Source organism: Ralstonia sp. 1138 (assembly GCF_040544795.1).
Lineage (GTDB): Bacteria > Pseudomonadota > Gammaproteobacteria > Burkholderiales > Burkholderiaceae > Ralstonia > Ralstonia flatus.
Genome location: NZ_JBEPKQ010000005.1, coordinates 63,599 through 88,436 on the forward strand (window position 1 = coordinate 63,599; position 24,838 = coordinate 88,436).

The 24,838-nt window shown below is 65.5% G+C and carries 20 protein-coding genes; 5 read left to right on the forward strand and 15 right to left on the reverse strand.

Annotation, left to right across the window (positions count from 1 at the left end):
* Window positions 1-26: 26 nt before the first annotated feature.
* Entirely contained in the window at window positions 27-1,898 is a 1,872-nt protein-coding gene (locus ABIC76_RS20905) for a glycoside hydrolase family 15 protein (protein WP_354535119.1), read from the reverse strand.
* 37 nt (window positions 1,899-1,935) lie between these two features.
* On the opposite strand from ABIC76_RS20905, the gene ABIC76_RS20910 reads away from it, so the two are divergent.
* From ABIC76_RS20910 to ABIC76_RS20925, 4 genes are all read left to right on the forward strand, one after another.
* Window positions 1,936-3,162, forward strand: a complete 1,227-nt coding sequence (locus ABIC76_RS20910) for a DUF2252 domain-containing protein (protein ID WP_354535120.1) — start codon at window positions 1,936-1,938, stop codon at window positions 3,160-3,162.
* 78 nt (window positions 3,163-3,240) lie between these two features.
* The gene (locus tag ABIC76_RS20915; protein WP_354535121.1) at window positions 3,241-4,371 is read left to right on the forward strand and encodes a 3-deoxy-7-phosphoheptulonate synthase; all 1,131 of its coding nucleotides are present in this window, start codon (window positions 3,241-3,243) and stop codon (window positions 4,369-4,371) included.
* A gap of 297 nt (window positions 4,372-4,668) precedes the next feature.
* Complete coding sequence (locus ABIC76_RS20920) at window positions 4,669-6,210, forward strand: methyl-accepting chemotaxis protein (protein WP_354535123.1); 1,542 nt, start codon at window positions 4,669-4,671, stop codon at window positions 6,208-6,210.
* 99 nt (window positions 6,211-6,309) lie between these two features.
* Window positions 6,310-6,777, forward strand: coding sequence for a hypothetical protein (locus tag ABIC76_RS20925; protein WP_354535124.1), 468 nt, complete (start codon window positions 6,310-6,312; stop codon window positions 6,775-6,777).
* Window positions 6,778-6,795: 18 nt separating this feature from the next.
* Here ABIC76_RS20925 and ABIC76_RS20930 read toward each other — a convergent pair whose 3' ends face one another.
* The 12 genes from ABIC76_RS20930 to ABIC76_RS20985 form a co-directional block, all read right to left on the reverse strand.
* Window positions 6,796-7,518 carry an MgtC/SapB family protein gene (locus ABIC76_RS20930; RefSeq protein WP_081785425.1) on the reverse strand — a complete coding sequence of 241 codons (723 nt, stop codon included), beginning with the start codon at window positions 7,516-7,518 and terminating at the stop codon, window positions 6,796-6,798.
* 99 nt (window positions 7,519-7,617) lie between these two features.
* Entirely contained in the window at window positions 7,618-8,721 is a 1,104-nt protein-coding gene (locus ABIC76_RS20935) for an SDR family oxidoreductase (RefSeq protein WP_354535125.1), read from the reverse strand.
* Between the two features lie 251 nt (window positions 8,722-8,972).
* Entirely contained in the window at window positions 8,973-10,004 is a 1,032-nt protein-coding gene (locus ABIC76_RS20940) for an XdhC family protein (protein ID WP_316876104.1), read from the reverse strand.
* Window positions 10,005-10,060: 56 nt separating this feature from the next.
* Window positions 10,061-10,714, reverse strand: a complete 654-nt coding sequence (locus ABIC76_RS20945; protein WP_354535126.1) for an SRPBCC family protein — start codon at window positions 10,712-10,714, stop codon at window positions 10,061-10,063.
* On the reverse strand, window positions 10,705-11,937 hold the full coding sequence (locus tag ABIC76_RS20950; RefSeq protein ID WP_354535127.1) for a vWA domain-containing protein: 1,233 nt from the start codon (window positions 11,935-11,937) through the stop codon (window positions 10,705-10,707). Before ABIC76_RS20950 ends, ABIC76_RS20945 begins: the two co-directional genes overlap by 10 nt.
* A gap of 3 nt (window positions 11,938-11,940) precedes the next feature.
* A complete protein-coding gene (locus ABIC76_RS20955) occupies window positions 11,941-12,837 on the reverse strand; it encodes an AAA family ATPase (RefSeq protein ID WP_354535128.1) in 897 nt (298 codons plus the stop codon).
* 20 nt (window positions 12,838-12,857) lie between these two features.
* Window positions 12,858-13,664 (reverse strand): FAD binding domain-containing protein, encoded by an 807-nt coding sequence (locus tag ABIC76_RS20960; RefSeq protein ID WP_316901822.1) that lies wholly within the window; start codon window positions 13,662-13,664, stop codon window positions 12,858-12,860.
* A 15-nt stretch (window positions 13,665-13,679) separates the two neighbouring features.
* Window positions 13,680-16,058, reverse strand: coding sequence for a xanthine dehydrogenase family protein molybdopterin-binding subunit (locus ABIC76_RS20965; protein ID WP_102067180.1), 2,379 nt, complete (start codon window positions 16,056-16,058; stop codon window positions 13,680-13,682).
* 19 nt (window positions 16,059-16,077) lie between these two features.
* A complete protein-coding gene (locus ABIC76_RS20970) occupies window positions 16,078-16,605 on the reverse strand; it encodes a (2Fe-2S)-binding protein (protein ID WP_012761956.1) in 528 nt (175 codons plus the stop codon).
* A gap of 369 nt (window positions 16,606-16,974) precedes the next feature.
* Complete coding sequence (locus tag ABIC76_RS20975; protein ID WP_180815273.1) at window positions 16,975-17,151, reverse strand: hypothetical protein; 177 nt, start codon at window positions 17,149-17,151, stop codon at window positions 16,975-16,977.
* Window positions 17,152-17,312: 161 nt separating this feature from the next.
* Complete coding sequence (locus ABIC76_RS20980) at window positions 17,313-17,792, reverse strand: CreA family protein (RefSeq protein WP_102067181.1); 480 nt, start codon at window positions 17,790-17,792, stop codon at window positions 17,313-17,315.
* Window positions 17,793-17,823: 31 nt separating this feature from the next.
* Window positions 17,824-18,789, reverse strand: coding sequence for a LysR family transcriptional regulator (locus tag ABIC76_RS20985; protein WP_027681477.1), 966 nt, complete (start codon window positions 18,787-18,789; stop codon window positions 17,824-17,826).
* Between the two features lie 64 nt (window positions 18,790-18,853).
* On the opposite strand from ABIC76_RS20985, the gene ABIC76_RS20990 reads away from it, so the two are divergent.
* Window positions 18,854-20,407 carry an MFS transporter gene (locus tag ABIC76_RS20990; protein ID WP_354535129.1) on the forward strand — a complete coding sequence of 518 codons (1,554 nt, stop codon included), beginning with the start codon at window positions 18,854-18,856 and terminating at the stop codon, window positions 20,405-20,407.
* A gap of 270 nt (window positions 20,408-20,677) precedes the next feature.
* Here the strand turns inward: ABIC76_RS20990 and ABIC76_RS20995 are convergent, their stop codons facing one another.
* Together ABIC76_RS20995 and ABIC76_RS21000 are read right to left on the reverse strand one after the other, a co-directional pair.
* Complete coding sequence (locus ABIC76_RS20995) at window positions 20,678-23,713, reverse strand: transglycosylase domain-containing protein (protein WP_354535130.1); 3,036 nt, start codon at window positions 23,711-23,713, stop codon at window positions 20,678-20,680.
* Between the two features lie 103 nt (window positions 23,714-23,816).
* Window positions 23,817-24,728, reverse strand: a complete 912-nt coding sequence (locus tag ABIC76_RS21000; RefSeq protein WP_354535131.1) for a LysR family transcriptional regulator — start codon at window positions 24,726-24,728, stop codon at window positions 23,817-23,819.
* Window positions 24,729-24,838: the final 110 nt, after the last annotated feature.

Sequence of the window (24,838 nt, forward strand, 5' to 3'; positions counted from 1 at the left end):
GGTATTTTACCGGCTTCGACGCAGCGTCAGCTGCCGGCGCCGTCCCCCGTGCGCTGGCTGACATGATCGGCGGCGGCCGAGAGCGCCAGCGCTGAATTCACCAGGGCAATGTGCGAAAACGCCTGCGGGAAGTTGCCGACCAGCCGTTGCACGCGCGGGTCGTATTCTTCGGCCAAGAGGCCCACGTCATTGCGCAGCGCCAGCAGCTTGGTGAACAGCGCGCGCGCTTCGTCATGGCGGCCTTGCATGACGAGGTTGTCGACATACCAGAAGCTGCAGGCCAGGAATACGCCTTCGCCCTCGGGCAAGCCGTCGGTCACGGCTTCGGTGCGGTAGCGGCGCACGAGGCCATCGACGAGCAGGTCTTCTTCGATAGCCTTGACCGTGCCCTGGATGCGCGGGTCGGATGCCGGCAGAAAGCCGACGAGCGGCAGCATCAGCAGCGCGGCGTCCAGTTCTTCGCTGCCGTAGCTCTGCACGAAGCAACCACGTTTGGCGTTGTAGCCGTGCGCGCAGACCTCCGCGTGGATGCGGTCGCGCACGGCGCGCCAGCGCTCTACGGGGCCGTCGACATTGAATTGCTCGATGGTTTTGACGGCGCGATCGAACGCCACCCACGCCATCACCTTGGAATGCGTGAAATGGCGCGAGGGGCCGCGGACTTCCCAGATGCCTTCGTCGGGCGTCTGCCAGATGCTTTCCAGATGCGTCATCAGCGCGACCTGCAGCCGCCACGAGGCATCGTCGCCATCCAGGCCGCCTTTGCGGGCGATGAACAGGGCATCCATCAGCTCGCCGTATACGTCGAGCTGCAGTTGCAGCGCAGCCGCATTGCCCACGCGCACGGGCTGCGAGCCTTCGTAACCCGGCAGCCACGGGACGGTCCATTCGCCCAGGCGGCGTTCGCCGGCAATGCCGTACATGATCTGCACCTGTGCGGGGCTGCCGGCGATGGCGCGTTCGAGCCATTCGCGCCAGCTGCGCGCCTCGTCGAAGAAGCCTGCGTTCATGAGCGCAAGCAGCGTGAGGGTGGCATCGCGCAGCCAGCAATAGCGGTAATCCCAGTTGCGTACGCCGCCAAGCTGTTCGGGCAGTGACGTGGTGGGCGCGGCCACGACGCCACCGGTGCGGTGATACGTCAGCGCCTTGAGCGTGATGAGCGAGCGTTCCACGGCGTCGCTCCATTCGCCCGCGCCGTGACAGCGGCCCGCCCACGCGCGCCAGCGTGCCTCGATATCGACCTGCGCTTCGAGCGCATCGATCGATGCCGGTAACGGCAAGTGCGACGGCGAATACGTGAGCACGAAGGGCACCGCCTCGCCTTCGCTCACCGTGAAATCCGCCACGGTGGAGAGGTTCTCGCCGCGGATGGGGGCAGGCGTGCGAAGTGTCGTCATGTTGGGCCCGGCCACGGCCCGCAGCACGCAATCGGGCATGTCGCACGGGCCGTCGGCCGGGGCGCCTGTGATTTCCGACACCCGGCTGACCCATGGGACCGACGCGCCGTAATCGAACCGCAGCGTCAGATCCATGCGCATGTCGACCGTGCCGGAGAGACCGCGCACGATGCGGATGAGGTCGGAGGTGTCGTCCCGGGCGCCGAGCGTGCCGGGCAGCCGGGCGGTCATCAGGTCGGTCACGCTGGCCGTGCCGGTGTCGGTTTCGAAGACGGTTTCAAGCACCAGCGTGCCGGGCAGGTAGCGGCGCCGCACAGCGCGCGCGTTCGCCTGCGGTGCGATGCGCCATCGGCCATGGTCTGGCGTGCCGAGCAGCGCGGCAAAACAGGCGCCTGAATCGAACCGCGGCCAGCACAGCCAATCGATGGAACCGTCGCGCGAAACCAGTGCCGCGGTTTCGCAATCGCCAATCAACGCGTAATCTTCGATTTTCGAGGGCATTGCACTCCACTCCAAGCACTTCAACGAGGCCGAGACCATGCACGAAAGCACCCGCATCCTGCTTGAATACAACGCCGGGCGTGATCCGGAAAGGCTCACCCGAAAGCTGGATGCCATCGCTGCCGACCCGTTTTCGTTCTTTCGCGGCACCAACAACCTGTATGCGGCTTCGCTGGCCGATGCGCCGCTGCTGCACGACGCCCCGCGCACGCTGGTCTGCGGCGACCTCCACCTTGAAAACTTCGGCAGCTTCAAGGGCGACAACGGCCTGGTCTACTTCGACATGAACGACTTTGACGAAGCCCTCGCGGCGCCGTTCACCGTCGATCTCGTGCGCGTGCTGTCGAGCCTGCAGGTTGCCTCATACAGCTGGAAGCTGGCCGACGAAGATGCCAATAACCTCTGCCGCCGCTTTCTCGATACGTATGCCGCAGCGTTGGTTGACGGCAAGCCGCGCTGGGTTGAACGGTCTACCGCAACCGGCATCGTGCGCGACCTGCTGCGTGGGCTGCGCAAGCGCAATCGCGCCGCCTACCTCGCGCAACGCACCGAGCGCGATGGCAACCACATTCACCTGCGCATCGACGGCCGACGCACGTTGCGGGCTAGCAAGGAAGAGGCCCGCCGCGCGCGCCGCATCCTGCAGGCCTATGGCGAGCAGGGCAATGGCCAGCGTTTCATTGCCATCGACGTCGCGCGGCGCATTGCCGGCACAGGCAGTCTGGGCCTTGAGCGCTATTCAGTGCTCGCTCGCCCGGAAAACGACCCCACCACGCTGCGCCTGATCGACATCAAGCTCTCCATCCCAAGTGTCTGGGACGATGTGCTGGGCGACGCCTGTAGCGTTGCGCCTTGGCGCAGCGAGGCCGGGCGCGTGGTCGACATCCAGCGCCTGTCGCAGGCCATTTCGCCCGCACTGCTGCGCGGCGTCGTCTACGGAGCCAAGGGCGAGAAGCCGAAGTCGTACGTCGTCAAAAGCCTGCAACCGACCGCGGACCGTGTTGCGCTGGGCGCCGGCAAGAACGTCGTCGCCAATCTGGACGACGCGCTGCAGACCATGGCCCGCGTGGCGGCGTGGTGCCACCTGCGCGGCTGCGGCCGGCACGGGACCGATCTGGTGGATAAGGTGCAGGACTATGCAGCGGGCACCGCGTGGCGCAAATCAGCGCTGAAGCTGGCAGCGCGGGGCCGCAAGGTGTCGCTGCAGCAATGGCGCGAGTTTGCTGAAGATTATCGTCAGGCGCGCGGTGGCAAGTCCGCTTAAGTGCGCGGTGTAAGTCCGCAATGGTGCGCCGTTGACGTCAGCTCCGTGCGTACTATTTGAAATCCCTCTGAGATCGCAATGAAAAAACTCGACAACCCCTCACATGATCGCGAGGTGGGCGTCGCCGACGCGACGCAAGACACGACGCGCATCGACGACACCCGCATCGGCGCGGTGCGTCCGCTCATTTCGCCGGCGCTGCTGCTGGACGAGCTGCCCGTGCCTACCGATACGCAGACGCTTGTCGAAGACACTCGCCGGGCCATCAGCAACATCCTGCACGGCCGCGACGATCGGCTGTTGCTCATCGTCGGCCCGTGCTCGATCCACGATCACGACCAGGCGCTCGAGTACGCACGCCGCCTCAAGGCCGCGGCCGATGCACTGAAGGACGACCTGTTGATCGTGATGCGCGTCTACTTCGAGAAGCCGCGCACGACGGTCGGTTGGAAGGGTTACATCAACGATCCGCGTCTGGACGGCAGCTTCCGCATCAATGAAGGGCTGCGCGCTGCGCGGCAGCTGCTGCTCGACGTGAACGCGCTTGGTTTGCCCGCCGCGACGGAATTCCTCGATCTGCTGAGCCCGCAATACATTGCCGACCTCATCGCGTGGGGCGCCATTGGCGCGCGCACGACAGAAAGCCAGAGCCATCGACAGCTTGCGTCGGGCCTGAGCTGCCCGATTGGCTTCAAGAACGGCACCGACGGCGGCGTGCAGGTTGCGTCAGACGCGATCATCGCGGCGCGTGCGAGCCATGCGTTCATGGGGATGACCAAGATGGGCATGGCCGCGATCTTCGAGACGCGCGGCAACGACGACGCGCACGTCATCCTGCGCGGCGGCAAGAACGGGCCGAACTACGACAGCGAGCACATCGAGGCGGCCTGCGCTGCGCTGCGCGCGGCAAAGTTGCGCGAACAGGTGATGGTCGACTGCTCGCACGCGAATTCCAACAAGTCGCATGAACGGCAGATCGACGTCGCGCAGGATCTCGCGCGGCAGTTGGCGCAGGGGGAACACCGGATCGTCGGCGTGATGGTCGAAAGCAATCTCGAAGCCGGCCGCCAAGATCTGAAACCCGGTGTGCCGCTCCGCTACGGCGTGTCGATCACCGATGCGTGCCTGAGCTGGACGCAGACCGAGCCGGTGCTCGACATACTCGCCGAGGCGGTGCGGCATCGGCGCGCCTATTCGTACGACGGGTGACGTGACGGCGGCAGGCTCAGGCTTGTCGCCTTGTGCCTATTGCGGGAGTAGCTGGGCGCTGCCCATTCGCATGCGGATCGGCCCGGTATTGTGTTTTGGCGCCGAACCGGGTGATCTGCACGTCCTCCAGCGGGCATTTGACCAGCAATCGGCCCAGTGAAGGCGGGCGCAGCGATGTATTCGCCTCTTCGCCCTTAAGTTGATCGACTCCGCGGCCGATAGTGCGTGGGTAGCCGGCCGCCCGGCGCGATGGTCGCGCCCGCGTGAAGAGCCGTGCACGCCACTCTCGCCGCGCCCATGTCCCTCCGCCTGAACATCCGCACCCGCCTGGTGCTTTCGGTCTCTGTTCTCTTCCTGCTCGCCTTGCTGATCGGCGTGGCGGGCTTGCTTGGGCTGCGCGACGCCAACCGCGCGCACGAACAGACCTTCACCAACCAGTTTCCGTCTGCCCTTGCGCTGGGCGAGTCCGATCTGAGCCTGACGCGCGCCCGCACCGCACTCGACAAGGCGATGCTGTATCCCGAAGACAAGGGCGCGATGAAGCTGCTCGACCGCACCGAAGAGCTGATTGGCGAGGCGGATGGCGCGTGGAAGAAATACCTGGCCTTGCCGCGCGACGACGAAGAAGAGCGTCTGGCCAAGGACGTCGCCACCAAGCGTGAAGCGGCTTGCGCCACCCTGCGCGACATCATCAAGGCGCTGCGTGCGGGCGATCGTGCAACGGCGGACAAGATCATGGATAAGGACGTGTCCAAGGCCTTCCGTGATTCCAACGATTCCAGCCTCGCGCTGAGCAAGAAGCAACTCGCATTCTCCCAGGCGAACTACGACGCGTCGCGCGACGCCTATGCGCGCTTCCGCCTGATCGTGGTGGCCGCCATCATCCTTGCGCTGGTGGTGGCGCTGTGGTGCGCTTGGTCGCTGCTGCGCGCGATTGTCGGGCCGCTGAACGCTGCGCTGGCGCAGTTCGACCGCATTGCCGCGGGTGACCTGACCGAGCGCGTGCGCATCGACCGCCACGACGAAATGGGCCGCCTGCTCGAAGGCCTGGCGCGCATGCAGACTGCACTGACCGATACCGTGCGCCGGGTGCGCACCGGCTCCGAGTCGATCGGCGCGGCCACCAAGCAGATTGCCGCCGGCAATGCCGACCTGTCGCAACGCACGGAGGAACAGGCCAGCTCGCTGGAAGAAACGGCGTCCAGCATGGAAGAAATGACGTCCATCGTGCGCCAGAACGCCGACAACGCGCGCCAGGCCAGCCAGCTGGCCGATAGCGCCTCGGAAGTTGCCAGCCAGGGCGGTGCCGTGGTGACGGACGTGGTGGCGACCATGCGCGAGATCAGCGCGTCGTCGCGCACCGTATCGGAAATCATCGGCGTGATTGACGGCATTGCGTTCCAGACCAACATCCTTGCACTCAACGCCGCGGTGGAAGCCGCGCGCGCCGGCGAACAAGGCCGCGGCTTTGCCGTGGTGGCCGGCGAGGTGCGCAACCTCGCACAGCGCAGCGCCGCAGCGGCCAAGGAAATCAAGGAAATGATCGAGGCGTCGCTGTCGAAGGTCGAGACCGGCAGCGCGCTGGCCGAACGCGCCGGCAGCACGATGGAAGACATCGTGTCGTCCATCCGCCGCGTGACCGACATCATGGGCGAAATCGCAGCAGCCTCGAACGAGCAAAGCTCGGGCATCGAGCAGGTCAACAAGGCCGTGACGCTCATGGACGAAGCCACGCAGCAGAACGCTGCGCTGGTCGAGCAGGCCGCAGCGGCGGCTGAATCGCTGGAAGAACAGGCCGAAGCGCTGAACGCCGCCATCGCAGCATTCCGCCTCGCCTGAGATTAGTTTCGCCACCGTTGTCGTACGGGCATGGCAATGGCTTGCCTTGAATGCCGTTTTGGTTGATATAACCGACGGGTGTATTCAAGGAGTCGCCTCATGCCGTTCATCATTGCCGCGTTCGCGCTGGTGGGTCTGCTGATCTACGGCGCAGTCCGGCTGTATGCGCTGGTTGCGGCCGCTTACGGCGCCGTGGCGGGTGGCGCGGCGGTGCTGCTGGCCGTGGCGCTGCTGGCCGGCGCGGTCGTCACCCTCGTCCGGCGTTACCGCGCGGTGCATGGCGTGAACGTGAAAGGCGAGCGGATTGTGTCGCTCAGCGGAAGCTGGGGACAGGTCGCGGTCGATGCCGAACAAAAGCGCGGGACGCTGCAGTTGCACGGGCAGGGCGCCCGTTTTCTCTTTGCCGATATTGCCGGCGCCGATGCGGTCGAACGCGAAGGCGCCTGGACGCTGGCGCTGCGCCTGAAGCATCAATCGCAAGCAGAGTGGCCGATCCCGATGCGCAATCGCCAGGAAGCGAAGCGCTGGGCGAAGATCTTCGCGCTGGCCGCCAGCCAGGAGCTTTGACCCGCCCGTCGATGGCGCTTATTCCGTCGTACTCGGGTTCCAGAACGCCTGCGCCACGTGCGGCTGCGATTGCAGCGACGTGACGATGCGGTCCAGCTCGGCCGCGTTCACCGCCGTCGACATCAGCATGGCTTCAATTTCCACGTGGTCGTCGCCAAACGGTTCGACCGAGAGATCGCTGATCGGGTAGCTGGCTTCTTCCAGCAGGCGTTCCAGGTCGGCCAGTGCTTCTTTCTGGCGCTCGCTGGTGGAGATGACGCACATCGTGTACGTGACTTCGCTGGCCTGGTTGTCGAGTGGCGTGCGGTTGATGCGATCGACCACCGGTCGCAGCAGGATGTTCGATGCCAGCACAAATAGCGTAATGAGAATGGCCTGGCCCACCAGGTCGGAGCCTGCCGCCGCGCCCACCGCCGCAGAGCCCCACAGCGTGGCGGCGGTGTTCAGCCCGCGCACGTTCAGCCCTTCCTTCATGATCGTGCCGGCACCCAGAAAGCCGACGCCCGACACCACATAGGCGATCACGCGTGTGGTGTCCGATGCGGTGCCGATCTGCGCGGCCATGTCGACGAATGCCGATGCCGCGACCGCCACCAACGCGTTGGTACGCAGCCCCGCAGTCCGCTGTCTGACCTGCCGCTCGAAGCCGATCAGCGACCCGAGCGCAAAGGCCGAGGCAAGGCTGATGAACGAATCCACCAGCGTGGCGACATTGAGATGGACGAGGGCTTGCAGCGTCATCGGCGGCTCCTTGTTGTGGTGACCGGAGTCTTGGTAAAGGGCGCCGAGGGTTATAGCACGGCGCCATGACACGCCGTGCAGGCCGGGGAGGCCGGACGGCTACTTATAGTCCCACTGCATCTGCTCGGGAATCGGCACGGTGTCCGACGTCTCGAGGCAGCGGTCGAGGTACGCGAGCAGGGAGCGCGGCTGGAAGCCGGTCTCCTGCACCAGCCGCGTGTTGTCGAACACGTAGCTCATGCTGGCGAACTTGGCATACAGGTGGATGCAGCGCGCGACCAGTCGCACGTTGCCATCGCCCGTCAGGCTCAGGAATTTACGCGCCAATGCTTTCTCGGCGATTTTTTCCTGATACACGTAGCCCGCCAGCGCCTGGGCATCTTCTTCCGGGGTCTTGCAACGCTTGAAGCGCGGGTACAGCGTTTCGATGCGCTCGGAGTTCGCATCGCCGGCGCTGATGTGATACAGGTCGTGCGCGAGCGTCGGCTTGGTCGACAGTTGCACGATGGCTTCGGCGCAGTCGTCCACGGGCAGGATGTCGACGCGGTCGGACAGGCGGCAACTGAACGTTTCGAGCATTGCCACCATGCGGAGCATCCAGAAAATGCTGCCCGAGGGCTCGCACCCGAGCGTGCTGTGGCCCACGACGATGGACGGCCGCACCACCACCAGCGGCAGCTCCGGCACGGCTTCACGCAGCTTCAGTTCGGCCATGCCCTTGGAATACGTGTACGGCACGGCGTGCTGCTCCAGCGGCGGGACATCCCAACTTTCACTGACGTGGCGATCCGCCAGCTGGCCGCACGACATGGCCGTGCCGATCTGCAGGAAGCGCTTCAGGCGTTTGCCCTGCGCTGCCAGCCGGCCCAGCGCCAGCACGCCTTCCACATTGGTTTCCCACAGCGACGGGTGGTTCGAGAACGTTGCCAGCGCCGCGCAGTTGATGATGATTTCCGGATCGCCCAGCTTGGCCGCGCCGGCCTCGCGCAGGTCGAACGGCACGATTTGCGATTCCGTAATGCCGTCCAGCGTGCCCTGTGCAAATTCAAAACGTCGCAGGTTGCTGCGCAGGCGCGCCAACCCTTCAGCAGGCGTGTCGCCGCGCACGGCAAAGCGCGTGTCGGCCAGCAAACCTTTGGCTGCCAGATTGGCGGCAATGGCGCCGCCCACGAAACCGGTGGCACCGGTCAGCAAAATACTCATGCGAGAAAACTTGAATTTCCTAGGTGGCAAAACGGGCGACCGTCCCGCTTGCAAACAACACGACCGCCGCCGCACCGCTCAGGTGCAAGGGGCAGGCAGGTCATGCAAATGAAGCCGCGCACACGAAACAAGGTTCGCGGGCCGCAGGGTTCGCGCGATGCGATGCGGCCAAAACCCGCGCACAATCAGCGATTTATAAGAATGTAACCTTTCAGCCGCCTTTCGGCATCCCATTCGATCAGAGGGTTGACTCAGGTTTGCGGCACCGCGCAGCTCGAAGCGGCGTTCGCGGCAATCTCGCGCGCCGCCTTGGCGCCTTCCACCTGCAGGATGGTCGGCAGCGACACGCCGTTCTTGGCGGCCGTCACCTCGGCCAGGATCGAGATGGCGATTTCCGGCGGCGTCCGGCTGCCGATGTAGATGCCGACCGGCCCATGCAGGCGCGCCAACTCGGCGTCGCTCAGGTCGAATTCCTTCAGGCGCTCGCGGCGGTTGGCGTTGTTGCGGCGGCTGCCGAGCGCGCCGACGTAGAACGCGGGCGTCTTGAGCGCCTCCATGAGCGCGAGGTCGTCGAGCTTCGGGTCGTGCGTCAGGGCGATGACGGCGCAGCGCTCGTCGAGCTTCATGGCCATCACCGTATCGTCGGGCATGGTGCGGACCATGGCCACGCCCGGGATCGACCATTCCTCGCTGTATTCCTCGCGCGGGTCGCAGACGGTGACCTGGTAGTCGAGCCCCACGGCGATCTGGCACAGGTAGCGCGAAAGCTGCCCCGCACCGATGACGAGCATCCGGTAGCGCGGCCCGTGAATCGTCACGAGGCGCGTTTCGTCAAACTGCAGGCCGTCGGTGACGGTGGCGTGCTGCAGCGTTGAGGCGCCGGTCGCCATGTCGAGCGTGCGCGCGACGAGCTGGCCGGCCTCCACGGCGCGCAGCAGCGCGTCGATGCCGCTGGACGCGTTCAGCGGTTCGAGCACGAGCTGCAGCGTGCCGCCGCAGGGCAGCCCAAAGCGGTGCGCTTCTTCAGCGCTGATGCCGTATTTGACGGCTTCGGGCTTGGTGTAATGCAGGCCTTCGCGGCGCACGCGGTCGATGAGGTCGTCTTCAATGCAGCCGCCCGACACCGAGCCAATGACGACGCCGTCATCGCGCAGCGCGAGCATCGCGCCTTCGGGCCGCGGCGACGAGCCCCACGTTTTGACCACCGTGACGAGCAGCACGCGGCGCCCTTGTTCCAGCCAGCGCACGCTGGTTTTCAAGACTTCAAGATCGACGCTGTCCATGATGCGTTGGCTGCGCTTTCGCGCGCTTGAGTGATGTGTTGCGGGGATTGGACCGATTATGCCCCGTGGTGCAAAAACAGGTAGGCGGCCGCCACGGCCACCACCGCCACGATGATCCACGGCCATGGATTGCGCGGCTGCAGCGCGGGGCTGACGTTGGGTGCGTGGCCGGGCGGCGCACCGTGGGCCTGCAGCTGGGCGGCGGCCAAATCGGGAATCGCCTGTGTGGCCGGCATGCCGTCGATGCCCGCCGTATCAGCGGGGCCGAATTCTGCGGCAAAGCGCTGGAAGAACTCGTCGGCCAGTTTGCGGGCGGCGCCGTCGACAAGCCGCGAGCCGATTTGTGCAAGCTTGCCGCCCACCTGCGCCGTTGCGGTGTAAGAGAGCCGCGTCACCGTGGGGCCTTCGGGCGTGAGCTGCACCTGCGCGCTGCCCTTGCCGAAGCCGGCCGCGCCGCCCTGGCCGTCGAAATGCAGCGTATAGCTGCGCGGCGGCGCCACGTCGGCCAGCTCCATGCGTCCTTTGAAGCGTGCCTTGACGGGCCCGACAGCGGCGGTCATGGCGATGTCGTAGGCGGGGTTGGCGCCGGCCTCGGCGGCGGTGACGCTCTCGCAGCCGGGAATGCAGCGTTGCAGCACGGCCGGGTCGTTCAGCGCATCCCAGGCGGTCTGCAGGGGCACGGGCAGGAGATGGGTCTGGGTCAGTTCCATGGGGCGGTCGATTGGGCGGAGGTGGGGGGACGCGGCGGACGCGTGCGGCGGGCATGCGCCAGTTCGTGCTCCAGCGCAGCCAGGCTGTCGAAATGGTGCGCCGGCACCATCACGTCGACATGCGGCAGGATGGCCCGCACGCCACGTGCCCGCGGCTCAAAGCCGGCAAAGCGCAGCAGCGGGTTGAGCCAGACGATGCGGTGGGCGAAGCGCGCCAGGCGGGCCATCTCGGCGTCGAGTACGTCGATGTGCTCGTGGTCTAGGCCGTCGGTCACCAGCAGGACGGTGGCACGGCCGGACAGCGTGCGGCGCGCCCATTGGCGATTGAACTCCGCCAGCGCCGCACCGATGCGCGTGCCGCCCGACCAGTCGGGCACCAGCTCGGCGATGGCCTGCACGGCGACATCCGGATCGCGCTCGCGCAGTTGCCGAGAGACGTTCGTCAGTCGCGTGCCGAACAGGAAGGCCTGGATGCGCTCGCGCGACTGCACCAGCGCGTGGCAGTAATACAGCACGGCGCGCGAATAGCGACTCATCGATCCGGAAATGTCGAGCAACAGCACCAGCGGCGGCGTGCGGTCGACGGGCTGGCGGTATTTCCAGCCGGTCCACTCGCCGCCGGCACGCACGGCCTGGCGGGCGGTGGCGCGCAGGTCCGGATGGCGCCCGCGCGAGGCGGCCTTCAGCCGGCGCGTCCGCTCCTGCGCCAGATGCACGCGCCGGCGGCGGATCATGTGTTGCAACGTGCGCCATTCGGCCGCGTCGAGCGTGTCGAAATCACGCGTGCGCAAGGCCTCGTTGGCAGAAAACGCCAGCGGCGCCACGATGTCATGGCGCTCCCCGTCGGGCTTGGGGCCCGGGGGCAGATTCGTCGATGGCTGCGCGCGCAAGGCATCGGCCAGTCGGTTGCTGCGCGGCGCCGGAATACCGCCACGCACCTTGGGCAGCAGCAGGGCGCGCAGCTTGCCTTCCCAATCCGGATCCCGCCAGAACACGTTGAAGGCGGCATCGAACAGCGTGCGCTCGTCGGGGTGCGAGACGAGCAGGGCAGACAGCGCGGCCTTGACGTCGTCGCGGCGGCTGATGTCGATATGGCTCAGGGCGTCGATGGCGTCCACCGCGCGCGAGGGCGCCAGCGGCACGCCGGCATTGCGCAGCAGCCGCACGAAATGCGTGACGTTGCGCGCGAGCATGGGCAACTGCGTCGGCACGATCGCTTGCATGCGTTACTCCGGCAGCGCGGGGGCGGCCAGCAGTTGTTCGATGGTCGGCCTATCCACGCGGGCCAGGTCGTCCTGGTATTTGAGCAGCACGCCCAGCGTGTCCTGCACGGACTGCGGATCCAGCTCCGTCACGTTCAGCGCCGCCAATGCGCGGCACCAGTCGATGGCCTCGGCAATGCCCGGCGCCTTGAACAGGTCGATGCCGCGCAGGCGGTGCACAACATCGACGGCGCGCTGCTGCAGGCGGGCGGCGGTTTCGGGGGCGCGCTGCGCCACGATCTGCAGCTCCCGCGCCTTGTCGGGATAGCCGATCCATTGATACAGGCAGCGCCGCTTGAGCGCGTCGTGCACCTCGCGCGTGCGATTGGACGTCATGATGACCAGCGGAATCACCTGCGCGCGCACCGTGCCGAATTCGGGAATCGACACCTGGAAGTCGGACAGCAGTTCCAGCAGAAACGCCTCGAACGGTTCGTCAGCGCGGTCGATCTCGTCGATCAGAAGAACGCGCGGCGTGTCGGGATGGAGCGGGTCGGGCAGCAGCGCCTGCAGCAGCGGCCGCTTGAGGAGGAATTCGTCGCGGTAGAGGGTGTCGGCGCGGGGCTTCTCGCCGGCGGCCTCGGCCAGGCGCAGCGCCATGATCTGGCGCGGGTAGTCCCATTCGTAGAGCGCGCTGGCGGTGTCGAGCCCCTCGTAGCACTGCAGCCGCAGCAGCGACGTGCCGAGCAGCCCCGCCGCCGCCTTCGCCAGCTCGGTCTTGCCGACGCCGGGCTCGCCCTCCAGAAACAGCGGCCGCTGCATGCGCAGCGCGAGGAACAAGGCCGTGGCCAGCTCACGGCTGGCGAAATAGCCCTGACCTTGCAGTTGCGCGATGCAGTCGTCGATGGAATCGACCGGCATGCCGTTCCTTGGGCGTGCGCTCAATGATGGTGCGCCAACGCCTGCTCGACCGCGCGCGCCGTCAATACCGGAATGAGGTGCGCCCGATATTCCGGCGAGGCATGCAGATCGCCCACCAGATCGTCGGCCGGCACCACCACCTTGCGCGCCGCTTCGGAAGTAAAGCTGGCGGCCAGCGCCTGCTCCAGCGGCGTGCAACGGAACACGCACGGCGCCGCGCCCGTCACCGCCACGCGCACGTTGTTGCCCTTGCGGCTGATGAACACGCCCACCAGCGCAAAGCGCGACGCGGGGTTGCGGAATTTCACGTAGGCCGCCTGGTCCGGCACGGGAAACTGCACCTCGGTGATGAGTTCATCTGCAGCCAGCGCGGTCTCATACATGCCAAGGAAGAAATCGTCCGCCGCGATGTTGCGCCGCTCGGTGACGACGGTGGCGTTCAGCCCGAGCACGGCGGCCGGGTAGCACGCGGCTGGGTCGTTGTTGGCGAGGGACCCGCCGAGCGTGCCCATGGCGCGCACCTGCTTGTCGCCGATGCCGCCGGCCAGTTCGCCCAGCGCGGGCAGCATGCGGGCGATCTCGGCGCTGTCGGCCACATCGGCATGGCGCGTGGCCGCGCCCACCGTAATCACGCCCGGCTGTGTGCGAATGCCCGACATGCCCGGAATGCGCGTGACATCCACCAGCGTTGACGGCTGCGCCAACCGCAGCTTCATCGCCGCCAGCAGGCTCTGGCCGCCGCCGAGGTATTTGGCGTCGGTGTGCGTCTTGAGCGCGGTGACGGCGGTCTGGGCGTCGGTGGCTTTCTGGTACTCGAAGTCGTACATGGTTCGCTCCTCTGCCTAGGCCTTGGCCGCTTGAATGGTCTGCCAGACGCGGTGCGGCGTCGCAGGCATCTGGATGTCCTTCACGCCCAGCGGCGCAAGCGCGTCGACGATGGCGTTGATCAGCGCCGGCGGCGAGCCGATCGCGCCCGCCTCACCGCAGCCTTTGACGCCGAGCGGGTTGTGCGTGCACGGCGTGCCTTTGGCGGTTTCCACCGTGAAGCTGGGCAGATCGTTGGCGCGCGGCATGGCGTAGTCCATGTACGAGCCGGTCAGCAGCTGGCCGTTTTCGTCGTACACGCAGGCTTCGAGCAGCGCCTGGCCGATGCCTTGACCAAGCCCGCCGTGCACCTGGCCCTCGACGATCATCGGGTTGATGATGTTGCCGAAGTCGTCCACCGCAACGAAACGGTCGATGTGCACCTCGCCGGTGTCGGGGTCGACTTCCACCTCGCAGATGTACGCGCCGGCCGGGTAGGTGAAGTTGGTCGGATCGTAGAAAGCGTTCTCGTCCAGCCCGGGTTCGAGTTTGTCGAGCGGATAGTTGTGCGGCACGTAGGCCGTGAGCGCGACTTCGCCAAAGGTCTTGGTGCGGTCGGTGCCGGCCACGCGGAAGACGCCATCCTTGAACTCGATGTCTTCCGCCGATGCCTCCAGCAGATGCGCGGCGATCTTCTTGGCCTTGGCCTCGATCTTGTCGAGCGCCTTCATGATGGCCGAGCCGCCCACGGCAATCGAGCGCGAGCCGTACGTGCCCATGCCGAACGGGATGCGGCCGGTATCGCCGTGCACGATCTCGATGTTGTCGATGGGCACGCCCAGGCGATCGGCCACCACTTGCGCGAACGTCGTCTCGTGGCCCTGGCCATGGCTGTGCGAGCCGGTGAAGACGGTGACGGAGCCCGTCGGATGCACGCGAATTTCACCAGCTTCGAACAAGCCGGCCCGCGCGCCCAATGCCCCCGCGATGTTCGATGGCGCGAGTCCGCACGCCTCGATGTAGCAGGAATAGCCCATGCCGCGCAGCCGGCCCTTGGCGCGGGAGGCATCGCGTCGGGCGGCAAAGCCTTTTACGTCGGCCAGCTCGATGGCGCGGTCCAGGCACGGCTCGTAGTCGCCCGTGTCATACGTCAGGCCCACCGGCGTGGCATACGGGAACGTGCGGATGAAGTTGCGGCGGCGCAGTTCAGCCGGGTCGATCTGCAATTCGCGCGCGGCGGTTTCCACGAGGCGTTCGACCACATACGTTGCTTCCGGCCGACCGGCACCGCGATACGCATCGACGGGCGCGGTGTTCGTGAAGACCGCTTTCACTTCGGCATAGATGGCTGGCGTCTTGTACTGGCCGGCAAGCAACGTCGCATACAGGATGGTCGGCACGCTGCTGGCGAACGTCGACAGATACGCGCCCATGTTGGCCGTCGTATGCACGCGCATGGCGAGGAAGTTGCCCTGCGCATCGAGTGCCAGTTCCGCATGCGTGACGTGGTCGCGGCCATGCGCATCGGTCAGGAAGGATTCGGAGCGCTCGGCCGTCCACTTGATCGGCCGGCCGACCTTTTTCGACGCCCAGGTCAGCGCCACGTCTTCCGGGTACAGGAAGATCTTCGAGCCGAACCCGCCGCCCACATCCGGTGCAATCACGCGCACCTTGGCTTCCGTCAGCCCCAGCACGAATGCCGACATCAGCAGGCGTTCGACGTGCGGGTTCTGGTTGGCGACGTAGAGCGTGTAGCTGTCGTCCTGACGCGAATAGCTGGCGTTGACGGCGCGCGGCTCGATGGCGTTCGGGATCAGCCGGTTGTTGACGATGTCGAGCTGCGTCACGTGCGCGGCCTTGGCAAATGCCGCGTCGGTGGCCGCCTTGTCGCCGTGGCCCCAGGTGTAGCAGGTGTTGTTCGGCACGTCGTCGTGGACGGCGGTGCCGGCGGTATCCGCGGTGGCGGTGTCCACCACGGCGGGCAGTTCGTCGTATTCGACGTCGATCATCTCGACGGCGTCCTTGGCGATCTTCACCGATTCAGCCACGACCAGCGCGACCTGGTCGCCCACGTGGCGCACCTTGCCTTGCGCGAGCACAGGGTGGGGCGGCTCCTTCATCGGCGTGCCGTCAATGCTGTGGATGAGCCAGCCGCACGGCAGGCCGTTCACCTTGTCGGCGGCCAGATCGTCGCCCGTGAGCACGGCCAGCACGCCCGGATGATTGCGTGCCGCCTCCGCATTGATGTGCTTGATGCGGGCGTGCGCATACGGCGAGCGCAGGAACACCGCGTAGGACTGGTGCGCCTGGACAACGTCGTCGGTGTACTGCCCAGCGCCCGTCAGGAAGCGGAAGTCTTCCTTGCGCTTGACGGCCGCGCCGATCAGGTGGTTGTTGGGTTCTGCGGGAGCGTTCATGGTGGTCTCCTCGCGTGGGTCAGGCGGCGTGGGCCCGCGCCGCGGCCAGGCTCTGCAGCGAGGCATCGTCGCCTTCGGCTGCGGCCATGGCTTCGGCACCATGCATGACGGCGCGCACGATGTTGTGATAACCCGTGCAGCGGCAGAGGTTGCCGTCGAGCTGCTCGCGCACCGTGTGTTCATCGGGATGCGGATGCTGCGCAACCAGCGCCGTCGCCGCCATCACCATGCCGGGTGTGCAGAAGCCGCATTGCAGGCCGTGGCATTGGCGAAAGGCTTCCTGCATCGGGTGCAGCGCACCATCTTTCGACAGGCCTTCGATGGTCGTCACCTCGGCGCCGTCGGCCTGCACGGCCAGGATGTTGCAGGACTTTACTGCGCGCCCGTTCATGTGGACCGTGCACGCACCGCATTGCGCGGTATCGCAGCCGACGTGCGTGCCGGTGAGGCGAAGGTGCTCGCGCAGCAATTGGACCAGCAGGGTATGGGGTTCGACACTGACGGTGACAGGCGCACCGTTGACCGACAGCTTGAGGCTGATCGCCATGGGAGTCTCCTTGGGGGATGGGCGCCGGGTGCCATGCTGTGCGTCTTCCTGGCTGTGAAGACGTGCGCGTGGTCTGGATATCGGTGGTCGCGGCTTTACTCAGTAAAGCACAGGCTAAACAGAAGACAACCGCTGGGCGGCCAGAGCGTCGGAGGCGTCAGGGCGATGCTGCGGCATGCAACAACCCATACAAATGCCGCAGAAATGACAAAGGGCCGGAATCCGGCCCTCGATTGGCACCAGGCGGTCATGACCTGGCGGGTGTGGCGGCGGGTGTGATGACACACGGCCGGCGCACGGTGCTACTGAAACTGCGATTGCTACATACAGCTAGCTTGGGCACACGCCCATCGACAATAGCGCGGCGGGTTAGGCCTTGGCGGTGCGTTGCGTGCCGAACAGGTTCGCGATTGCCGAGAAGAACTGGGCGAACGAGAACGATTGGCCGCTCGGACGGCGATAGTAGTAGATACCTTCGGACATTTCGCGCTCGATCAGTTCGCGTTCGAGTTGATCGGTCAGCTTCAGGTCGTTCGTGTTTTGCATGATTGGCCTCTTAGGGAAATCCCGGTTAGGGAATACCCTGACTATACACCACATGATGCAATGCACCATACGTAGGCTTACGTATGCACCCCTTTTGCGCCGTCTCCCGTTGCTCCGCCACCACGCTTGCGATGCCTGCACCAATGTGGTGCGGCCATCGCTTATTTGACTGGAATGGGCTGGCTGGCCGGGATCGGCACCGCCGTCACGCTGTTCTTCGGGCTGCCGGAAATGACCTTGTCCGAATACGTCAGATAGACCAGCACATTGCGCTTGCGGTCGACCGTGCGCACCACGTGCAACGTCTTGAAGACGAGCGACAAGCGCTGCGTGAACATGTCGTCCTGCTGGGGCAGCGGCTTGGCGAAGCTGATCTCGCCGACCTGTCGGCAGGCCACCGCGGCTTCGCTCACGTCTTCGGCCACGCCCAGCGTCCCTTTGATGCCGCCGGTGCGCGCCCGCGACACATAGCAGGTCACGCCCTGCACGAGCGGGTCGTCAAAGGCTTCGATGACGATCTTGTCGGAGCCGGTGATGCGGAAATTGGTGCTGACGCTGCCGATGTCCTCGGCGCGGGAGCATCCGACAGTGCTCAGAGCGAGCGCAGCAATCAGGAGGGGAAGTTTGGTGAACGGGCGCATGGTTTTGCGTAGGTAAAAGAGGGTTTGTCAGTCAGAGCAGCGATTCGGGCGGCCAGGATGCCGCGGCCTCGTCTACGAAGGTGGGCCGCATGTCGGTGTGCTGGCGGGAATGCTCTATGCGGCGGTGCAGGGCATCCATGAAAACCTTGACCTTGGCGGGCATCAGGCGGCGGCCCGGGAAGACGGCATACACACGCATCGGCGGAGATTGGAAATCGGTCAGCACCTCCTGCAGCGTGCCCGAAGCGATCAGCTCGGTTGCGAACACGGACGTGATGCGCGCCACACCCAGGCCAGCAATGGCGGCCTGCATGCGCAATTCGCTATTGGAGGTGCGCATGCGGAAGTCCAGCGGCAGGTTGATCGTTTCGCCGCCGGGCGTGCGGAACTGCCATTCGGCTTCGTTGGAGGTGCCGAGGCAGGGCCAGTCGGCGAGCTGGTCCGGGTGTGTCAGCGGCCCAAGGCGTTCCAGCAGTTGTGGGGCGACGACGACCGCGCGGCGCAGATCGAAGACGCGCTGGGCGACGAGGCCGGAATCAGGCAGCGGCCCGCGCGGCACGGTCAGCATGATGTCGTAGCCCTGGGCGAGCGGATCGATCTGACGCGGCGCAACGTCCACTTCGATGCGCAGGCTGGTGTGCTCGCGCATGACTTCCAGCACCACCTCGGCGAGCTGCCGGGCGGCAAATTCGTAGGGCATGGCGATGCGCAATGTGCCGGCGGGCGACTGGAACGTTGCTGCGGCGTCTTCCGAAACTTCGCGCAGCCGCTGGAACAATGGGCCGGCGTCGCGCAGCAGGGCTTCGCCGGCGTCGGTCAGGCGCAGGCGGCGCGTACTGCGCTCGAACAGGCGTACGCCCATCTTGCCTTCCAGCCGCGACACCGCCGTGCTGACCGACGACTTGGGCAACCCCAGCCGATCCGCCGCGCGCGTGAAGCTGCCGAGCGTGGCCACGGTGCAAAAAGTGTCCCAGTCGTTCCAGTCCGTCGTTCGCATAATTGAACAATGAATTTGTTGGCAGGCGATTTCCGCCGGTTTCGCGGCAAATTACCATCCCTGCATGAACACGCCAAGCACAGACCACACGGTTTCTCCCCCGCCTGCACCACGCAAACCCGCTGCCGAGTCGACCATCGGCAGCCGGATGGAACTGCGCATGGTGGGCATGGTGATCGGCTTGGCGACGGGCGTGGACTACATGTCCAACCTGATGTTTTCGATTGCCGGACCGCATATCGAAGGTGGGGTGCTGGCGTCGCAGGATGTGTATCTCTGGGCCGTGACGGCGTATGCGGCCGCGGCCAGCCTGGCCATTCTGGTGATGGGCCGGCTGGCCGATCACATGACGTATCGCAGGCACACGCTGCTGTCGTTGGTGGTGTTCATTGCCGGCACGCTGATGTGCGCCGCGGCCGAGGGCGGCACGATGCTGATTGTCGGGCGGGCCGTGCAGGGGTTTGGCGGCGGCCCGATGCTGTCGACTTCGCGCATCTTCGTGCAGCACAGCCCCGCGCACGAACGCCGCACGATGATGAAGGGCATGATCTACGGCATCTTCGGGCTGAGTTGCGTGTCGCCGATGCTGTCGGCAGCGCTCACCGAACAATTCGGCTGGCGCGCCATCTTCGTCGCGCAGTTGCTGGTGGCCGTGGTGGTGTGCGGGCTGGTGGCGGCGTTCTATCCGCATCCGAAAATGCACGAGCGCAAGGGCGATTTCGCCTCGCTCGACTGGCCCTCGGCCATCGCATTCGGGCTGGCGGCGCTGATTGCGCTGCACGGCTTTCAGCAAGCGCGGTTCATCCACCCCGACGGTTCTCCCGCGCAGGTGGTGCCGATCATTGCGGTGGTGGCGCTCATCCTCTGGGTCGGCATTCGGCAGACGGGTCATCCGCTGCCGTGGGTGGACTTGCGGGCCACGCTGCAGCGGCGCTTCCTGATGGGCATGGTGTTCTACGCCATCTATTACATGTTTGCGAGTGCCTGGGGCTTTCTGTCGTCGAGCCTGCTGCAGAACGGTCTGGGCTTTCGCTACGAAACCACCGCGCAGCTGATGAGCCTGGGCGGCTTGGTCACGGTGGCGCTGGGCATCCTGAACTTTCAGTTGTCCAATGTGCTGCCAACCAAGCGCGTGCTGATCTCCATCGGTTTTGTGCTGATGGCGACGGCGCTGCTGTGGATGTCGCATGTGGCCATGCCGGGCGCGTCGGTGGCGGCGGTGGCGCCGGGGTTCATGATCGAAGGCATGGTGGGGATGTTCGTGGTGATCCAGGTGGCGGGGCTGACTTACGTGGATCTGCCGGCCAAGGATTTCGGCCATGCCTATCAGTTCAAGGGAATCATGCGGGCCTGGGCGCAGGCGTCTGGGACGATGGGGGCGACGTTGTTGCTGCAGCGCGGGCAGGCGCAGCACCGGACCGACCTCGTCGGGCATGTGAGTGCGCTCACGCCGGCCTGGCAGTGGCCGCATGCGTTGCAGGGTTCTGAGTTGATTCGGATCTCGGCGGAGATTGATCGGCAGGCGACGTTATTGGCGGTGGGGGATTTGTTTGCCTGGGGCGCGGTGGTGGCGTTGGGGTGTGCGGGGGGGATTTGGTTGCAGCGGTCGTTGCGGTGAGGGTGCTGCGGGCCGGGTGTTTCGTCCCCTGGCGGGGCCGACTTACTTTCTTTGTCTTGCCAAAGAAAGGTAAGCAAAGAAAGGCGCGCCCGATGCGGCGACTTCCTCCTTGGATTTCTGTCGCGGGGAGGGAAGGGAGGCAAACTCGCTGCGCTCAGACAGCCTCCCTTCTTTTTCCTCCCCGCAACAAAAATCCAAGGCGCCGCATAGGGCAAGGTACGGCCACACCATCGTGCGGCACATGCCTCCGCGATGGTCTCGTGGTTTGGCTCAATCCAGCTTCTGTTCCGGCGCCGTGGCCTGGGGCATCTTGCAGTTGAAGGCAGGCGCCTCGTCTTGCAAATCCAGGTGGTTCATCAGCGTGGGAGCCAGGACCTTGAGCACTTGCACCGTCAGTGCGCTGGTGAATTTGTACTTGGCGGCGTCGGTGCCGGCTACGTAGGCGACGACGGTGCCGAAGTAGCGGTCTCCCAGGTAGAAGACGAAGGCGCCGGAGCGGCTGACGACCCGTTCTGAGATGAGGCCGCCGCCGCGGCTGAAGGTTTTGAAGCGGTTGTCGCCGGTGCCGGTTTTGCCGCCGATGGCGATGGGTTTGCCGCCCTTGTCGATGAACGTGCCGGAGATGCGCTTGGCGGTGCCGCCTTCGACGACGCCGGCCAGCGCGGATTTGACCAGGGGCGGAATCTCCAGCGGCAGCACGCGTTCTCCGGCGTTGGGGTCGCGGCAGAGCATGACTTCGTAAGGGGTGTTGGCGGCAAAGCGAAGGCGGTCGATGCGTACGCTGGGCAGGCGGATGCCGTCGTTTTCGATGATGCCCATCAGCTCCGCCAGCGATGCCGGCCGGTCTGCCGACGCGCCGATGGCGGTTCCGTATGACGGCACCAGCGATTCGAACGGATACCCCAGCCGCTTCCACATGGCGTGAATCTGCTGGAACGCTTCGATCTCCAGCATCTGCTTGATGCGCTTGTCTTGCGCGCCCTTGCGGTGCGATTGCAGCAGCCATTTGTAGACAGACAAGCGCTCATCGGCGCTGGCCTCGTTCACCTGCGCGAGCGTGGCTTGCGGATGGGTGCGCAGATACGCCACCAGCCACAGCTCGAGCGGATGCAGCTTGGCGATGTAGCCGCGATCGGCGAGGTCGAAGCGCTGGACGGAATACTTTTCATACAGGTTGGTGAGTTCCGCCTCATCCAGCTTTGCGCCGGGCAGGTAGCTGCGGATGAATGCGGCGAGTTTGCCGGGGCCGGCCTCGGGGTCGATGCTGCGATAGATGGTGGCCAGCCGCACCGGCGTCGCGCGCGTGCTTTGCACCAGGATGGCTTCGCGCTCCTGGTCGGTCTTGCCTTTGTATTTGGCGTAGAAGCGGCCCATGAACAGCTTGCCTTCGCGGTCGGCAAAGCGCCGCAGGTAGATCTGTCGCTGCGGAGACTCCGGATTGGTCAACGCTTCGGCGCCGGCATTGGGCAACTGGTGCTGAAAGTAGCGCGAGATGTCGCGCATGATCCGGACGAAGACGAGGTTGACGGAATGCTTGAGCCCCTCGCGCACCGTGAAGTTCTGCGTGCCTTCCCATTTCTCGAAGTTTTCGAAACTCTGCATGCCGCCGCCGGTGGCAAACCACTCGCCGGCGTTGCCGGAGTATTTGCGCTCCATCGATGCATCGAGCATCGCCGCGAGCGAGCGGTCTTGCATGTGGGCGAGGTAATCGACGGCCCAGCGCTCGATCGGGTTCTGCACGGGAATATTGACCTTGCGCAGCGCCGCGGCGGGCTGGTCGGCGTAGCGCTTGTGCAGCTCGGCCACGATCTGCAGATACGTCACCAGCGTGCGCAGCTTGGCCGTAGAGCCCAGATCGAGCTTGACGCCTTCGTTGATGTCGAACGGCTTGTCGAACGTATCGGCTTGCACCAGCACGCGGTTGCCACCCGGCGCGCGTTCGTACAGCGTGAAGCTGTAGGTCACGCCGCGCGGGTCGCCGCGCTCGAGCATCATGTCGCCGACGAGGCCGGCGGCCTTGGCGTTGGCCGGGTCGCGCAGCTTGCGCAGTTCGGCAGAAACATCGCGCTGCAACGGCGCATCGAGCGTGCTGCTGGCGGTCAGGTCGAGCCGGTCGAGCGCATACATGCGCGAGATGCCGAGCATGCCCGCCAGATTCACGCGTACGGCGTTTGTGCCTTTGTGCTCCAGCGGCGGAGGCGGCACGCGCGTGTTCAGCGCCTGCTGCTTGAGCGATTGCGCAATGGCCGCATCGCGCAGCGCGGGCGGAATCACGCCGGAGGCCGCCAGCACGCGCAGATAGGCGTTGGTCAACGTTTCCAGTTCATCGAGATTCTCGAGGTAGTACGAAGGCCGCCGCTGCGAGACGAGCAGGCTCAACGCCTCCTTGTAGGCCAGCGCACGTTCTGGGAGGGGCGCCGTCGATTGGGCCGCGAGCAGCGCATTCACCTGCGCGAAGTCGCGCCCGTACCAGACCCACAGCGCATCGCCAATACCCTGGATCTCGCCAAAGCCGGCGCGTGCGCCCAGCGGCACGGTGTTCAGGTAATCGACGGCGAGTTGATGGCGGGCGGCAGTGGTGTCTTCGCCGTTCAGGTAGGCGCGGGCGGATGCCGAGAACATCTGGCGCAGCTTTTCGCTGGGCGATTCGGTGCGGCCTTCGGGCGAGTGCCGATACTTTTCGATCTGCGTGGCGAGGGTGCTGCCGCCGGGCGATTCATGCGCCGGATTGACGACATGCAGGGCGCGGTCCCACACCGCACGCGCGAGGCGCGACCACTCCACGGCCGGATTGCGCTTCGGGTATTCAGTCTGCAGCAGCGTGCGGTTTTCAATCGCCAGCAGCGAGTTCACCAGCAGCGGCGGCACCGACGCAAAACTGTCATATACGCGTTCAGGGTGTCGCACGCGGTAGATCGGGCGGCCGTCGTCGTCGAGCAGCTCCAGGCCGGCCTGGTCCTTCTCGCGATAGGGCGGGTTCATGCCGCTGTCCATTCGCGCGACCATCTCTTTGGATGGCACGGCCTGCTGCGCGACGATGTAGCCGCGCGAGCGCAGGCGGTCCAGAAACGTGGGGAGGTCGTGATAGCCGAGCCGCTCGTCGTAAGGGCCGGAGTTCGGATAGCGGGCCGACGTGTTCGGCCCCGGCTTGACGGGAAAGGTTTGCGATTGCGCCAGGTGCGCGAAGTAGCGGGCCTGCCAGGCGGAGGTGCGGAATTCGTGAGCGACAAGCAAGGCGGCCACCGCAAGCACCAGCGCCACGACGAGGGCCAACTTGATGATGATGGGGCGGCGTATTCTTTTCACTCGCTTGCGCTCCAATCGCAGGCGAACGGGCGCCTTGCTTCAATCTAGCCCATGCGGCCGTCGTGTCCAGCGGCTTGTAACTTTTGGGCCGCCGTTGCAAGCCTTACGAGGGTGCGTAATACGGAATCTTCTGCTCGTCGTACAACCGATACGTCAGCGCCAGCATGGCGCGGATGTCTTCAGACTCGTCGAGCAGGCGCGTGCTGAAGATAATGGGCGAGACCAATTGCGGATCGTCGAGTTCCATGTAGCAGACATCTTCGCGCCGCAGGCCCGCCACACTGCGCGGCACCACCGATACGCCTTCGCCTGCAGCCACCAGCCCCAAGGCGATTTGCAATTCCCGTGCCTCGTAAATCTTGCTGGGTTCCAGCGCGCGATCGTGGAAGAGGGCGAGCACCTGGTCCGCATAACTCGGACGCGGTGTGCGCGGGTAAATGATGAGCGTGTCGCCGACAAGGTCACGCAGCGAGGCGGTCGTCCTGCCGTCCAGCAGCGCATGGCCTGAGGGCAGCGCGACGATCAGTCGTTCATCACGCAGGAGGATGCGCCGCACGTTCGGGTCTTCGTAACGGATGCGGCCGAAGCCGACGTCGATGCGACCGTCCTTGAGCGCCTGGATCTGGTCCATCGTCGTCATCTCGTGCATGGTCAGATCGACCATAGGGTACTCCGCCCGAAAGCGCCGGATGACCTTCGGCAGCATCCCGTACAGCGTTGAAGCCACGAAGCCGACCGACATGCGCCGCTCGATCTGGCCGACGCGTTGCGTCATCAACGCAAGCTCTGCCGTCTGCGCGAGCAATTGCCGCGCATGCGCGTGAAAAAAGCGGCCGGCTTCGGTCAGTTTGAGCGGGCGGCTGCCGCGCTCGAACAGCAGCACACCGACTTCCTCTTCCAGCTGCTGAATCTGCCGCGAGAGCGGCGGCTGCGCGATATGCAGCCGTTCTGCGGCGCGCGTGAAGTTCAGCTCTTCAGCAACGGCAACGAAATAGCGCAGGTGACGCAGCTCCATTTTTATACCTTTCAGGTATGAAACTGATACTAAATCGGTGTTGGACGCAGTAAATCGCGCTGCGTAATCTGATTTCCACGTTGATAGTTGTTCTTCTGATACCTGGAAAA